The organism is Streptomyces sp. SGAir0957 (assembly GCF_043523415.1).
On record NZ_CP027293.1, the window covers coordinates 1,546,810 to 1,562,375 of the forward strand.

The window sequence follows — 15,566 nt, forward strand, 5'->3', positions numbered from 1 at the left end:
CTTCGTAACGGGGACGGGAGACGGGGCGCAATGAAGAAGGAAGAGTTCAGGCGGGGTCGGTCGGCCGCAGCGCCTTCGCGACGGCCGCGCCGATCCGGGCGATGGGGTCGGGCTCGGTCATCTCGTAGTGGCCGCAGGGCACGCGGTGGTCGTGGAGGGCGCCGTCGACGTGCGGGCGCCAGGCGTCGGCCTTGCCCGGCATGACCGCGAGGTCCCCGGTACCGTCCGCCTCCTCCTCGGCGCTGAAGAACAGCACGTCCCCCTGGTAGACGCCGGGGGCGAACTGCGGGGCGATGCGCAGGTTGTTGCGCATGACCTCGGCGATGGCGGCGGCCTCGGCGCGGGTGACGGGGGAACTCGCCTGGTCCGCCGTGACCGCCGCGTCGATGCGGTCCAGTACGGCGTCGACGTCCGGCAGGTCCGCGCCCGGCTCGACGGGCAGCCCCGCCACCCGCGTCAGGAGGGCCGCCACCTGCCGTTCGGCGGCGTCGGGGTCGTGGGCGGTGCCGTGCGGCTGGGGCGCGTCGAGCATCGCGAGCAGCTCCACCCGCTCCCCCTGTTCCTGCAGCGCGCAGGCCATCGCGTGGGCGACGAATCCGCCGTAGGACCAGCCGAGCAGCCGGTACGGGCCGTGCGGCTGCACTTCGCGGACGAGCCCGACGTAGTGGGCGACCATGGCGGCGGCGTCCGTGGCCGGCGGCCGGGTGCCGTCGAGCCCGGCGGCCTGGATGCCGTACACGGGCTGCTCACCGCCCAGATGGGGCAGCAGTCCTGTGTAGCGCCAGGAGACGCCCGCGCCGGGGTGGACGCAGAACAGCGGCGCGGCGCTCCCCTCCGTGCGCAGCGGCAGGAGCGGACCCAGCGCGGCCGTCCCGGGGTGCGCGGAGTCGGCGCCGGTGTCGTCGGCGGCCGCGAGGACCCCCGCCACGGTGGGCGCGGCGAGCAGGGTCGCGGCGGGCACGTCGAGCACCCCGGCGCTGCGGAGCTGGCCGGCGAGGAGGACGGCGCGCATGGAGTCGCCGCCGAGGTCGAAGAAGTTGTCGTTGACGCCGATCCCGCCGATGCCGAGGGTCTCCTCCCACAGCCGGGTGACGGCCTCTTCGCGGTCGGTGCGCGGGGGCACGTGCTCGGTGGTCAGGCGGGGGCGCTGCGCCAGACCCGTACCGGGTGCCGCCGTGGCGGAGGTGTCCGTCGCGTCCGGGTCGGTACGGGCGCCGGGCGCGTCGATCCAGTGGCGGTGCCGTTCGAAGGCGTACGGGGGCAGGGGTACGCGCCCGGGGTCGCCCGGGACCGGGGGCAGCGCGGTGTCGACGCCCGCGCTCCACAGGCGGCCGAGCGCCTCGGTGAGGACGAAGCCGTCCGGGGCGTCGGCCTTGGCGTGGCGCATGGTCGTCACCGTGACGGGAGTGTGCTCGGCGAGCTGGGCGGCGGCGAGCTTGGTCATGGTGTCGCCGGGGCCGATCTCCACGAGGACGGGGGCCATGCGCTCCCACAGGGACGTGACGCCGTCGGTGAAGCGGACGGTGCGGCGCGTGTGGTCGAGCCAGTGCTCGACCGAGGTGGCCTGGGCGTCGGTGACCCAGGTGCCGGTGACGTTGGTGACGTACGGGATGCGCGGGGGGCGTAGGGTGAGGGTGCGCAGGTGGCTCTCGAACGTGCCAAGGACCGGGTCCAGGACGTGGGAGTGGGCCGCGGCGGGGATGCGCAGCCGCCGGAACGGGAGGTCCCTGCGGGTCAGTTCGGCCTCGAAGCGGGCGACCGCGTCGGCGTGCCCGGCGACGGTGCAGGCGGCGGGCCCGTTGACCGCGGCGAGGGACAGGTCGTCGTCGAGGAGCGGCAGCAGCTCCTCGACCGGCGCCGCGACGCCGGTCGTCGCGCCGCCCGCCGAGGCGATGAGCCGGATCCGCTCGGTGACCAGGGGCAGCATGGCGTCGAGGTCCATGACCCCGGCGAGGCAGGCGGCGGTGTACTCGCCGAGCGAGTGCCCGATGAGCGCGTCGGGGCGGACCCCGGCCTCCATGAGGGTGCGGGCGAGCGCGTACTCGGTCGCCACGAGGCCCGCGAACAGGGCGGTGCTGTCGGGCTTCGGGTCGTCGAAGAGGGTGGTGCGCAGGTCGGTGTCGAGGACGGGCCGCAGGATGCGCGCGCATTCGTCGACGATGTCGCGGTAGACGGTGTGGTCGCGGTAGAGCTCCGCTCCCATGCCGGGGTACTGGGTGCCGCCGCCCGGCAGCAGGAACGCCACCCGGGCGGGTTCGCCGGTCAGGGCCGGGGTGGCGGGCGCGGCGGTGCGCAGCGCGGCCAGCGCCTCGTCGCGGGAGGCGGCGGTCACGGTGAGGCGGTGGGGCAGCGCGGGCCGGTCCGTGCGCAGGGAGTGGGCGACGTCGTCCAGGCGCAGGCCGGGGTGGTGGTCGAGGTGGCGGGCGAGGGCGTCGGCCTGACCGCGCAGCGCACCGGCTGTCCGCGCTGAGAGCGGGAGGACCAGGCGGTGGTCCTCCTCGGGCGGACGGGGCGGGGCGGGCGCGGCGGGCGGTGCCTCCTCCAGGATGACGTGCGCGTTGGTGCCGCCGATGCCGAAGGCGCTGACGGCGGCCCGGCGTGGCTGGTCCCCGGCCGCCCAGTCCTCCAGGGCGGTGGGCACCCGGAACGGCCCGGCGGCGAAGTCGATCAGCGGGTTGGCCTCGTCGAAGTGCAGGTTCGGCGGGATCTGCCGGTGTTCCAGGGCCAGGACGGCCTTGATGAGCCCGGCGATGCCGGCGGCGGCCCCGAGGTGGCCGATGTTGGTCTTCACCGAGCCCAGGGCGCAGAACCCGGTGTCGTCCGTGCTCTGCCGGAACGCCTCGGTCAGCGCGGAGACCTCGATGGGGTCGCCGAGCTTGGTGGCGGTGCCGTGCGCCTCGACGAGGCCGATGCTGCGCGCGTCGAGCACCGCCTGTGCCTGGGCGGCGAGGATCACCTCGGTCTGCCCGGCCGAACTGGGCGCGCTGAAGCCGACCTTGCGGCGCCCGTCGTTGTTGACGGCGCTGCCGCGGATGACGGCCCGGATGCGGTCGCCGTCGGCGAGGGCGTCCTCCAGGCGCTTGAGGACGACCGCCCCCACGCCGTCGCCGGAGGAGGTGCCGGCCGCGTCGGCGGCGAAGGCGCGGCAGTGGCCGTCGGGCGAGAAGGGGCCGTCGGGTACGTGCCGGTAGCCGAGCGGCGCCGAGGGGTTGAGGGAGACGGCGGCGGCGAGCGCGGTGTCGCACCGGTAGTCGAGGAGGTCCTGGCAGGCGGTGTGCACGGCGACGAGCGCGGTGGAGCAGGCCGTCTGGAGGGACACGCTGGGGCCGGTCAGGCCCAGCTCGTAGGAGACGCGGGTGGCGAGGGTGCCGAGGGAGTTCGCGGTGGCCGCGTGCACGAGCGCCACCGATCCCGGCTGCCCGGCGAAGCGCGGGTGGACGTGGCCCGGGTAGTAGCGGCTGTCACCGCTGCCCGCGTACACGCCGACCGTGCCGGCCGCCTCCCCGGCGGCCGGGCCGAGGCATCCGGCGTTCTCCAGCGCCTGGTAGGCCGTCTCCAGGAGCAGCCGCTGCTGCGGATCGACGACGGCGGCCTCGGCGGGGCTGTAGCCGAAGAACCCGGAGTCGAAGCGGTCGATGCCCTCGACGACGGACGCCATGCGGATCAGGGACGGGTCGTCGAGGTCGGCCGGGTCGCCGCCCGCGGCGAGGAACTCCTCGTCCGTGACGGGCCGCACCGACTCGCGGCCCGCCGCCAGGTTGTCCCAGAAGGCGTCCAGGTCGTCGGCGCCGGGGAAGCGCCCCGCCATGCCGATGACGGCGACGGCGGGTGCCTCCTCGTCGTAGTCGTCCTGTCCCTCCTGCGGGACGGGGGTCTCACGCATGCCCTCGGTCCTTCCCGTGCCGGGCGGCGCGGCGGGCCCGTGCCGCGCGCTGCCGCTGTGCCTTTTCCTTGGCCTTCTCCAGACCGCTCGGCCCGGGTTCCGCGGGTCCGTGCCGCTGCGCCGGCTCGTCGGCCGTCGCGCCGGTCCCCGCACCGGTCGCCGTGTCCGTCCCGGCCTCCATCAGGGTCGACAGGTGCCGGGCGAGGTCGCGGACGGTGGGGTGGGCGAACAGGTCGACGACGGTGAGTTCGCAGCCGAACTCCTTGGTGATCGCGCTCTGGGCGGTGACCAGGAGCAGGGAGTTGCCGCCGAGGTCGAAGAAGTTCTCGTCCCGGCCCACCCGGTCGCAGCCGAGGACGCCGCACCACAGGCGGGCCAGTTCGCTCTCCAGGCGCCGCAGCCGCTCCCCCGTGTCCGGTCCGGCCTGCTGGGCGGCGCTGCCCGCCGAACGCAGCACCCAGGTGTCGCCGAGTCCGGCGGCCCGTGCGGCGTCGGCCGCCGCGCCGTACAGGGCGCCCAGGTCGGTGCCCTCCTCCAGGGCGACCCGCGCGGCAGGGCGGCGCACCTGCCGGGCCTCGCCCACGACGTGGCTGCGCACCCAGGGGGCGCCGCGGTCGGCGCCGATCAGGAGGTGCGGCTCGTCCAGGGTGCGGGCCAGGTCGAAGGAGCGCAGCGCGGCGGTGGTGTCGAGGACCCGGTAGCCGCGGGCCTCGCCGAGAGCGGCGAGTCCGTAGCCGCGGCTCATGCCGCGCTCGTTCCACAGGCTCCACGCCAGGCTCTGCGCGGGCAGGCCGTGGGCGCGGCGGTGCAGGGCGAGGGCGTCGAGGAAGGCGTTGGCGGCGGCGTACGAGGCGTTCATGGCGCCGCCGAACCAGCCGTTGACGGAGGAGAAGGTGGTGAAGGAGGTCACCGGGTGGTCGGCGGCGACGCGGTGCAGCGTCCACGCGCCGCCCACCTTCGCCTCGATCGCACGCTGCCAGGACGCGGGGTCGAGGTCCCGTGCGGGCCGCTCGTCGCGGACTCCGGCGAGGTGCAGCACCGAGGTGAGGGGCGCGCCCCACGCCTCGACGGCCTCGTTCACGGCGGCCCGCACCTGGGCGTCGTCGGTGATGTCGGCGCACGCGTAGCGGACCTCGCCGAGGGCGCGCAGGCGGCGCAGCGCCTCGATGCGCTCGGCCACGGGGCCGCCCTCGGCAAGGCGCTGCGGCCAGTTGTCCTCGCCGGGCAGCGCGGTGCGGCCGAGCAGCAGCAGACGGGTGCCTGGCGTCTTCAGCAGATGTGCCGCGACCTCACTGCCGACGCCACCGAGACCCCCGCTGACCAGGGTGAACCCGTCGCCTGTGGCGGGCAGTTCGGCGCGCGGCGGCTCGTCGGGCAGCGGGGCCAGGCGGCGTACGTACCGCTGCCCGCCGCGCCAGGCGACCTCGGCGTCGGCCGCCGTGTCCGCCGTCCCGGCCGCCTCCGCCAGCAGGACGGCTACGGGCTCCGCGGTGGCGGCCGGGTCGAGGTCGAGGTGCACGCCGCGCAGCCAGGTGAACTCCTCCCCCAGCGACTTCAGCAGGGCGCCGGCCATGGCGTGCGCCGGGGCGGCGTCGTCGCCGGGCTCCACGGCCTGGGCGCCCGCCGTCACGTACAGCAGGCCGACGGGGCGCTGCTGTCCGGGCCGGGCGGCGAGGGCGCGGGCGAGCGCGAGGAGGGAGCCGGGGCCGGTGTCGTCCAGGGGCGCCGTCGCGGTGCGGTTCAGGTGCAGGACGGTGTCGACCGGCCGCCCGTCGGCGTGCAACTGCCGCAGCAGCGCCGCGTGATCGGTGTCGTCGGCGGTCCTGACCTGGTAGCGTGCCGCGTCGATCCGCTCGTACGCCGCTCCTTCGGTGACCACGGTGCACAGTCCGCCGTCCGCCCGCACGGCCTCCGCGATCTGCCGCGCGAGGTCGTGTGCGTGCGGGTCGCCGCCCGCCAGGACGAGGGTGTGCCGTCCGGCGGCGCTCGCGCGCGGGCGGTGCCGCCCGGCCCGCTGCCACACCGGGCGCAGGAACCAGTCGGGCAGCGTGGCGGCGGTGCCCATCAGCAGCTGGGCCGCGCGGACCGCCTCGTCGAAGTCGCCCGCCTCGAAGCTCTTGCGCAGCTTGGTGCGCTGGATCTTGCCGATCTCGGTCTTCGGGATCGCGTCCTCGGCGACCGGGACGAGGAAGGCGGGGCTGACGCCGACCTCACGGGTCACCTTGCCCGCGATGCGACGCATCGCGGCGGCCGGGTCCTGGTCCGGGGCGAGGTGGAAGAAGAGCGCGAGTTCGTCGGTGGTGGCCGAGGGGTCGGAGCGCACGGCGACGGCCGCCGTGAAGCTCCGTACGACACAGGGCAGTTCCTCGACGCAGGCCTCGATCTCGTGGCTGTAGTGGTTGACGCCGTTGACGATGATGACGTCCTTGGCGCGGCCGGTGATGTACAGCTCGCCGTCGCGCAGGAACGCCAGGTCGCCGGTGTCGAACCAGCCGTCGTCGGTGAACGCCTCGGCGTTGGCCGCCGCGTTGTCGTGGTAGCCGCTGGTCACGGAGGCGCCGCGGACCTGGAACCGGCCGACGGCGCCCTCGTCGAGCAGCGTGCCGTCCTCGCCGACGACGCGCATGGCGAACCCCGGGTAGGGGCGGCCGCAGCTGACGAACGACGCGTCGGGGCCGTCCGGTTCGCCGGGCAGCACGGCGTCCGTGACCACCGAGCAGGTCTCGGACATGCCCCAGCCGGGGTGCATCACGTCCTGCGGCAGCCCGAACGGTTTCAGCGTGTGCAGGAAGCGGCGCGCGGCGGACGCCACGACGACCTCACCGGCGTTCATGACCAGCCGCATCGGCGACAGGTCCCAGCTGCGGTCGCGGAAGTGCTCGGCCTGCTCGGCGAGGAGGCCGAAGGCGAAGTTGGGCGCCCAGGTGACGGTGGTCCCGTGCCGGTCGGCGAGGTCCATCCAGCGCGTCGGGTCCTCAAGGATCCAGGAGGTCGGCGCGTGGATCTGGCGGCAGCCGAGATAGACGTCGCGCAGGTGGAACATCACCACGCCGGTGACATGGTCGAGCGGGATCCAGTTGAGCGTGGTGTCGTGCTCGTCGAGCCCGTTGAGCTGCGCGGTCGCGGCCGACCGGGTCAGCACCGCGTGGTGGCTCTGGCGCACGGCCTTGGGCAGGCCCGTGCTGCCCGAGGTCATCAGCATCAGCAGGAGGTCGTCCGGGCGGGCCTCGTACCAGTCGCGGTCCTCCGGCGCCTCGCGCAGCGCGTCGGCCGTCGTCAGCCGCAGACCGGACCACTCCTGCCGGGCGGCGAGGTCGCGCAGGTCCGCCTCCCGGCCCGGGGAGCACACGATCCAGGGCCGGCCGAGCATCTTCCAGATGCCCTCCAGCTTGGCCAGCGCCGCCGAGGGGACGCCGTACGAGGTGGGCACGGTCAGGGGTACGGCGACGAAGCCGCCGAGGATGCAGCCCCACAGCGCGGCGAGGAAGTCCTCGCTGGCGTCGCACTGGAGGATGACCTGGTCACCGGGGCGCAGCCCGGCCCGGCGCAGTCCGCCGAGGACCCGGGACGCCTCCGTGATCAGCGACGCGTAGTCGCGCCGGTGCTCGCTGCCGTCGGCGTGGACGTGCACGACCTCGCCGTCCGGCCGCTCCGCCGCGCGGACCAGGGCCTGCGCCCAGCCGGGCACCGACGGCCCGACGAGTGCGGGGCCTTCGCTCAGCGCCGGGACCGGGGCCGCGGAGGACGCGGTCCCGACCGGCGTTTCCGTCAGCTCGGCGGCGCCCGTGCGGCGCGGGGTGCCGACGTGGCGGCGGCCCAGCTCCCCGGGGATGTCCTCCACCGTGACGTCGGCCGCGGTGACGCCGGGGAGAGCGGCGAGGCGCTCGCGCCAGGCGTCGGCGGCCGTGCGGTCGACGAGGGGCAGGGCGTGCAGGGCGTCGGCGTCGACGGCACCGTCGGGGGTGCGGGGCAGGACGGCGACCGCCGTGACGCGGACCGGGGTCTTCCCGTCGCCGCTCGTACGCCGCTCCCCGCTCAGGAGTTGTTCGACACGCTCGGCCGCCTCCGCCCGGCCCGGCACGACGTACAGGCGCAGGGGTCCGCCGTCGTTCCCGGGTGCGGGCAGGGCGACCGCGTCGCGGATGCCGGGGACGGACAGGGCGGTGCGCTCCACCTTGAGCGCGTCGCCGGCGGAGGCGTCGGTGTCCGTCGCGGGGTTCGTGGTGCGCGGCGGGAGCGCCGGGAGCGCGTGGACACGGACGTCCGGGTCGGCGCACACGGCCGCGAGCACCTCGTGCAGTGCGTGCGCGAACGCCTCGGCCGTCGCGGCGTCGTACAGGTCGGTCGCGTACTCGACGTGCAGGTCGAGGCCGTCGGGCGCGCCCCCGTCGTCGTACCGTTCGAGGACGTCGACGAAGAGGTCGAACTTGGCGGTGCCGGTGGCGGTGGGCCGCAGCGGAAGCTCCTGCCCGTCGAGGCGCAGCACTGCCCGCTCGTTGTTCTGCAGGGCCAGCATGACCTGGAAGAGCGGGTGCCGGGCCGGGTGGCGGGGCGGGTTCAGCTCCTCCACCAGCCGGTCGAAGGGCAGGTCCTGGTGGTCGAGGGCGCGCAGGTCGTGCGCGCGCACCTGGGCGACGAGGTCGCGGAACGCGGGGTCGCCGGCGGTGTCGGCGCGCAGCACCAGCGTATTGGTGAGCAGGCCGATCACGTCGTCCAGGGCGGGTTCGGAGCGGCCCGCGACCGGGGTGCCGACGACGATGTCCTCGCCCGCGCCGCACCGGTCGAGCAGGGCGCTGACCGCCGCGTGCAGCACCATGAACAGGCTGGCGTTCTGCCGGTCCGCGAGCCGCAGCAGACCCTCGTGCAGTGCGGCGTCCACCACCGCCGTGACGTGGGCGCCGCCGCCGCGCGGGGACGCCGGGCGCGGCCGGTCGCCGGGCAGGGTGCACTCCTGCGGCAGGCCCGCGAGCGTCTCACGCCAGTACGCGGTCAGCCGCTCCAGGCGCCCGGGGCCCTCCGGTTCGGGCGCGAGGAGGGCGCGCTGCCACACGGCGTGGTCCGCGTACTGCACCGGCAACGCGTCCCAGGCGGGCGCCCGGCCCGCGCGACGCGCCTCGTACGCGGTGCTCAGATCGTCGGCGAAGGGGCGGAGGGACCAGCCGTCGGCGGCGCTGTGGTGCAGGACGAGCAGCAGGGTGCGCTCGGGCCCCGAGCCGAACAGGGCCGCCGCGAGCGGGCCTTCGCGGGTCAGGTCGAAGCGGTGCCGCGCGGCGGCGACGACCTGGGTGCCGACCTCCTCGGTCGGGCAGTCCACGCACCGCAGCGCGGGCCGCAGTTCCCCCGGCGGCAGGATGCGCTGGTGGGGCACTCCGTCGTGCTCGGCGAACAGGGTCCGCAGGATCTCGTGCCGGTCGGTGACGTCGCCGAGGGCCGCCCGCAGCGCCTCCGCGTCGACGGGCGCCCGCAGCGGCACGACGAGCGGGATGTTGTACGTGGCGGCCCCGTCGTCGAGCCGGTTCAGGAACCACATGCGTTCCTGCGCGAAGGAGAGCGGCAGGCGCTCCGGCCGCACGACGTCACCGAGCGCGGGCAGCGGACGGACCGTGTCGCCCTGCGCGGTGAGCCGCTCGGCGAGCACGGCCGGCGTCGGCCCGTCGAACAGCGCGGTGATGGGCACCTCGGTCCCCGTCTCCGCGCGCAGCCGGGCCAGGAACCGGGTCGCGGAGAGGGAGTCGCCGCCCAGGTCGAAGAAGTTGGCGTCGACGCCGACGGTGTCACGGGGCAGCCGCAGGACGTCCTCGAACAGCCGGCAGAGCAGGGCTTGGCGGGGTGTGGTGGGACGGGCACCGGCCGACGCCGCCGTCGCGGCGAAGTCCGGCGCGGGCAGAGCGTCCACGTCGAGCTTGCCGTTGGCGGTCAGGGGCAGGGCCTCCACGGGGACGCAGGCGGCCGGGACCATGTGCTCGGGGAGGTGGGCGGCTACGTGGGCGCGGAGGTCGGCGGGGTGGGGGGCCGGGTTCCCGGGGTGCGGGGCCGCGTTCACGGGTTGGGGTGCCGCGTTCCCGGGGTGCGGGGCCGGGTTCCCTGCCGGGACCGTGTAGGCGACGAGTTGCCGCGCGCCGTTGTCGGCGCGGCGGACGACGACAGCGGCCCGTGCGACCTGCGGATGCTGGGCGAGCACGGCCTCGATCTCGCCCGGCTCGATACGGAAACCGCGCAACTGCACCTGCGCGTCGGCCCGCCCGAGGTATTCGAGGGTGCCGTCGGCGCGGCGCCGCGCCAGATCGCCGGAGCGGTACATGCGAGTGCCGGGCTCCCCGAAGGGGTCGTCGAGGAAGCGTTCGGCGGTGAGGTCGGGCCGGTTCAGATATCCGGCGGCCACCCCGGGCCCTGCCACGTACATCTCGCCGGTGGCGCCCGTCGGCACCGGCCGCCCCGCCGCGTCGAGGAGGTACACGCGCAGATCCGCGAGCGGCGTGCCGACGACACTGCCCCGGCGGGGGTCGTCCAGGTCGGCGCGGGTGAGGCGGTGGTGCGTGACGTGCACGGTGGTCTCGGTGATGCCGTACATGTTGACCAGCGCCGGGCGGTCGAGCCCGTACCGGTCGACCCACGGGCGCAGCCGCTCGGGCCGCAGCGCCTCCCCGCCGAAGACGACGTAGCGCAGCGATCCGCTTCCGGCGGACAACTCCTGTTCGGTCAACTCCTGGCCTGCCAACTCCTGGTCGGCGTCGATGAGTTGCTCGAACGCGGACGGCGTCTGGTTGAGGACGGTGACACCCTCGCTGCGCAGCAACCCCAGAAAGTCCCGGGGCGAGCGGCTGACGGCGTACGGCACGACGACCAGGCGGCCGCCGTGCAGTAGCGCGCCCCAGATCTCCCATACGGAGAAGTCGAAGGCGTAGGAGTGGAAGAGCGTCCAGACGTCGTCGGCACCGAAGTCGAAGGGCTGGGCGGCGGCGGTGGTCGTGGCGGCCGTGCTCGTTGCGGCGGTGCTCGTGGCGGCCGTAGTCGTGGCGGCCGTGCCCGTGGCGGTGAAGAGGCGGACGACGTTCGCGTGCGGGACCGGTACGCCCTTGGGGCGCCCCGTCGAACCGGAGGTGTGGATGATGTACGCGATGTCGGAGGGGCGACGTGGGCCACCGCGCTCGGCGTCGGTCAGGCCGTTCGCTGGCCGCCGGGCGAGGTCCCGCTGAACCTTCGGGTCACGGGGGGACACCGTGGGGACATCGGCGGCGAACGGCATGTCGGTACGGTCGGCATCGGTGACGAGAAGAACCGGCCGCGCGTCCTCGACAACCAGCCGCAGTCGCTCCGCCGGGTGGCCGGTGTCCAGCGGCAGATAGGCGGCGCCCGTCTTCAGCACGGCGAGCAGCGCGGGCAGCAGCCTGAGGTCCCGGCGCATCGCGAGGGCCACCACCCGGCCGGGCCCGGCGCCCTGTTCGACGAGCAGGCGGGCCAGTTGGTTGGCCTCGGCGTCGAGCTCGGCGTAGGTGAGGCTCTCGCCGTCGCAGGTGACGGCGGTCCGCTGCGGTGCTTCGGCGGCGCGCTGCTCGAACAGCTCGGAGAGGGTGTCGGTGACGGGGGAGGTCTGAGCGGACGAGTCGTGCGGGTGCTCCCCCGGCAACAGCAGATCCAGATCCCGCAAGGACGAGGTCGGCTCAGCGGCGACCAGTCGGCGCAGAAGCAACTGGAACCGATCACGGTGGAGGGCGAGTTCGTCCTCCTCGTACAGCGCCGGGTTGGCGTCGAAGGCCAGCCACAGCCCACCGGACTCCGTCCCGGGCCTGACGGAGATCTGCAGGTCGTCGACGGCACCGCCGGACAGATGGTGCCAGGTGGCGGAGTGCCCGCCGAAGTCCAGGGACTCGGTGAACGGCACGATGTTGAGGACCGGCCCGTACATCCGGCGGCCGGTGCCGAGCAGGCCGAGGTCGCGGCGCAGGAACTCGCCCCGGTAACGCTGGTGCTCGCGCAGCGCCTTCAGCTCGTCGGCGACGGTACGCGCGAGTTCCCGCACGGACGCGCCGGGGGCGGCGGGCACGCGCAGCGGCAGGACGTCGGAGGCGGTGCCGGGGGTGCGCAGCGCGGCGCTGCCGAGCCGGCTCATGGTGGCCAGGCCCAGGACCAGGTCCTCGGCGCCGGTCATCCGGTGCAGGAAAGCGAGGACGGCGGTGGCGAGGAGGTCGGTGCGCGAGACGCCGAGGCGGGCGGCGGCCGCGGCCAGCTCCTCGGTCTCGGCGGGTGACAGCTCCGCGGTGCGGCGCAGGAACGGGGCGACCGGCGCGGCCGTGCGCCGGGTGAGCCGGGCGGGCTCGGGCAGCCCGTCCAGCCGCTCGGCCCAGTGGGCGCGGTCGCGCTCGTAGCGCTCGGATGCGAGGTAGGCGGCCTCGTCGGCCCGGAGCCGGTCGACGGGGGCGAAGATGGTCGGGGCGGGCTGCTCCCCGGAGGCCAGCGCGTTGTAGGTGTCGGCGAGCCGTCGCCCGACGAGCTTGTAGCTGTAACCGTCGAGCAGAATGTGATGGGCCCGCAGGAACCAGATGTGCCGGTCGGGCGCGAGTGTCAGCAAGGCGTGCGAGAACAGCGGCCCCTTGTCGATGTCCACGGGGGCCGCGAGGTCCGCCCGGATCCATTCCCAGGCGGCGTTCTCGGGATCGTCCGCGCCGCTGACGTCGATACGGTGCAATGCCCAGTCGTCGAGTCCCGGTTCCCCCTGCCGGCACCGGGGTCCGTCGTCCGTGTCGGAGAAACGCAGGGCGAACGTGTCGGCTTCGCCGACGGTGCGTCGCAGCGCGTTCTCGAACAGGCCGGCATCGACGGGCCCGGATATTTCCACGGCTTCGCCGGTGTTGTAGGCGGCGCTGTCCGGGGAAAGCCGCTGCGCGTACCAGAGCCCTTCCTGGGCTCCGGTGAGCGACCGGGCTCCGCGGAGCGGCTGGTCCTGGGTGAACGGCTGGTCCTGGGTCAACGGCTGGTCCTGGGTGAACGGCCGGTCCTGGTTCAACGGCTGGTCCTGGGTCAACGGTCGACGATCGTCCTCGTGCAGTGACATGGCACATCCCTCACGCGGCAAGCCGTGATCACACGGTTCGGGGAACATCCGGCCCGGTCGGACGGGGATCGCCGGTCCGACCGGACGCGGCCGGCGCACGGAGGGGGGAGGGCCGCACGCCGAGGGCATGAAGGTCCGGATCACGCACCCCACCACCGGTTCTGACGGTTCACCACGCTGATTCACCGGCCGGGCCACGGTCAAGGCGGACCGGCCCGTCGGCAATGACTTCAGTGAATTCCCTAAAGCGGGCGTACCGGCGCGTACCGGCGTGTCGGTATGTCTGCCGACGGGCGACTCTAGGGAAATCACGCGATGTGCGGCCCGGACAATGCTGAGAGGTTGATCCGGCGCTTGCCGCCGTTGCACTGTCGTGGCGAAGCCGCATTCCTGACCACCCGATCGGATCTCCGACTGCCCGGTCGGCGCGGTGGATTCGACTCCCTATCTGCCTGCCCCCTCCTTATCCCTCCTTATCCCTCCTTATCCCTCCTGAAAGCGCGGACGCGGAAAACGATGGACGAGATGATGACTGACGGCTCGAACGGTTCGGGTGACCTGAGTGGTCCGAACGGATCGGAACGCGCCCTGTGTCCGGCCGAGGCGCTGTACGTGGGCCAGCGCAGCAGAGCGGTGCTCTCCTGCGCCCTGCGCGGAAGGGTCGACGTCGAGGCCCTGTCGGCCGCGTTCGACGCCATCACGGCCGCGCATCCGACACTGCGCTCACGGATCGCGCCCGGCGGCCCGTCGGGGTACGTGCTGCGGCTGCTCACGGAGGAGGAGAGGCCCCGGCTGCTCACGCGTACCGGCGACCTCGCGGACGCCTACGCGGCGGAGCTGAACGCCGCGCTGCCGGTCGGGGGCCCGCTGACCCGCGCGGTGCTGGTCAGCGCGCCGGAAGGGGATGACCACCTGTTCGTCCTGGTGGTGGACCACACGATCACGGACGGACACAGCAGCATCACGCTGCACAACAGCCTCTGGGACGGCTACCGGAACCTGGTGTCGGAGGGGGTCTCGACGACCGGCTCCACGGAAGAGGAAGAGGACGAAGACCTCGCATGGCCCCGCCCCGTGAGCGAGTTGCTCCCGCACGCCGACGAGGCGGACACGGCCAAGTACCTCGAACAGCGCGTCGAGCAGGCAGCGGCGCACCAGGTGAACCTCGTCCCGTACGACGTACCGCGCCCGACGGCCGAGCAGCCCGCCCCTGAGGGCCACATCGAGACCCGTCGGCTGACGCTGAGCCTGGAGGAAACGGCCCGGCTCCGCCAGGTGGCCCGCCGGGCCGGCGTCTCCGTGCACGGGCTGGTGAGCGCGGCGGTCGTGCGCGCGGCCCGCCTCCGCGTGGACGGCGACGGCGACGCCCCCCGCGTGCTGGGCTGTCTCTCACCCGTGGACCTGCGTTCGCGGCTGACCCCGCCGGTGCCGGCCTCCGTGATGGTGGCCGCGGTGGCCACCCACCTGCAGACGGTGGAGATCTCCCCCGAGACGGATCCGCTGACGCTGGCGCGCACCCTGCACACCCGCCTGACGGACGCGATCGACAACGGTGACCACGTCAAGGAGCTCCGGATCATGCCGGAGATCCCCCGTCACCCGACGCTGCAACTGAGCACGGTGATCGTGACGAACATGGGCGTGGTCCCCGGCCCCCGCCTCCCCGAGGACCTGCGCGCGACCGACGTCCGCCTCGTCCCGGCCCGCGAGAACTACTTCCCGCAGGCGGGCCGCAGCCCCGTGATGGCGTGCGTGGTCTCGTTCGAGGGCCGCCTGGCCGTCGAGTTCCCGCACTTCACGTCCTGCTTCAGCGCGTCGTTCATGGGGTCGTTCCGCGACGACGTCCGGGAGGGGTTGCTCGCGTTCGCGGCGAACGCGGACGCGGACACCGACCCCGTACCGGCGACCGCGGGCAGAGCCGAAGCGCCCTGAACCGCACCGAGCTGCACCGGACCAGTCCGGACCGGACCGGCCCAAACCGAACCAGTCCGGACCGGTCCGCACCACACCACACCGCACCGCACCGCACCGCACCGCACCGCACCGCACCGAGCGGCACCCACCTCGCCACACCTGCCCCACCGGGCTTCCCTGAGGAGCGCTCCCGCGAAATGAACACCGTCAGCGACATCCCCACTCTCCCGGCGCTGCTCAGGCGTGCCCAGGCGGGTGACGAGCGTGCGATGAACAGCCTGCTCGCCGACATCGCCCCGTATGTCGCCCGCATCTGCCGGTCCATCACCCACGACGACGGGGCCGACGCCGCGCAGGAGGCCCTTCTGGCGATCTACCGCGGCCTGGGATCACTGCGCGAACCGGCGGCGTTCTACGGCTGGGTGCGCTCGGTGACGGTCCGCGAGGCCGTCCGCACCGCGAAACGACGCGGCGCGGAGACGGCGTACTCGCAGGTGGAGGTCGGCCGGGCGACGAACCCCCTGGACGCCGTGCACATCAGCGACGTCCTGGACCGCCTGTCCGCACCGCACCGCCAGGTCCTCACCCTGCGCGTGTACGGCCTGAACGAGGAGGAAATGGCCGAGACCCTCTCCCTCCCGGTCGGCACAGTCCGCTCCCGCCTGCACCGCGCCCGCCGCCGCTTCCAGGAGGCGTGGCAGCCTTCGGCGGCGTAAG

4 protein-coding genes are annotated in these 15,566 nt (G+C 74.3%); 2 read left to right on the plus strand and 2 right to left on the minus strand.

The window, feature by feature from the left end; all coding sequences use genetic code 11:
• Positions 1 to 46: 46 nt before the first annotated feature.
• Both C1N81_RS12315 and C1N81_RS12320 read right to left on the minus strand, forming a co-directional pair.
• Complete coding sequence (locus C1N81_RS12315) at positions 47 to 3,883, minus strand: type I polyketide synthase (protein ID WP_394428830.1); 3,837 nt, start codon at positions 3,881 to 3,883, stop codon at positions 47 to 49.
• Complete coding sequence (locus C1N81_RS12320; RefSeq protein ID WP_394428831.1) at positions 3,876 to 12,935, minus strand: amino acid adenylation domain-containing protein; 9,060 nt, start codon at positions 12,933 to 12,935, stop codon at positions 3,876 to 3,878. Before C1N81_RS12320 ends, C1N81_RS12315 begins: the two co-directional genes overlap by 8 nt.
• Before the next feature lie 525 nt (positions 12,936 to 13,460).
• On the opposite strand from C1N81_RS12320, the gene C1N81_RS12325 reads away from it, so the two are divergent.
• Complete coding sequence (locus C1N81_RS12325; RefSeq protein ID WP_394428832.1) at positions 13,461 to 14,867, plus strand: phthiocerol/phthiodiolone dimycocerosyl transferase family protein; 1,407 nt, start codon at positions 13,461 to 13,463, stop codon at positions 14,865 to 14,867.
• A gap of 179 nt (positions 14,868 to 15,046) precedes the next feature.
• Positions 15,047 to 15,565, plus strand: coding sequence for an RNA polymerase sigma factor (locus C1N81_RS12330; RefSeq protein ID WP_394428833.1), 519 nt, complete (start codon positions 15,047 to 15,049; stop codon positions 15,563 to 15,565).
• Position 15,566 lies beyond the last annotated feature (1 nt).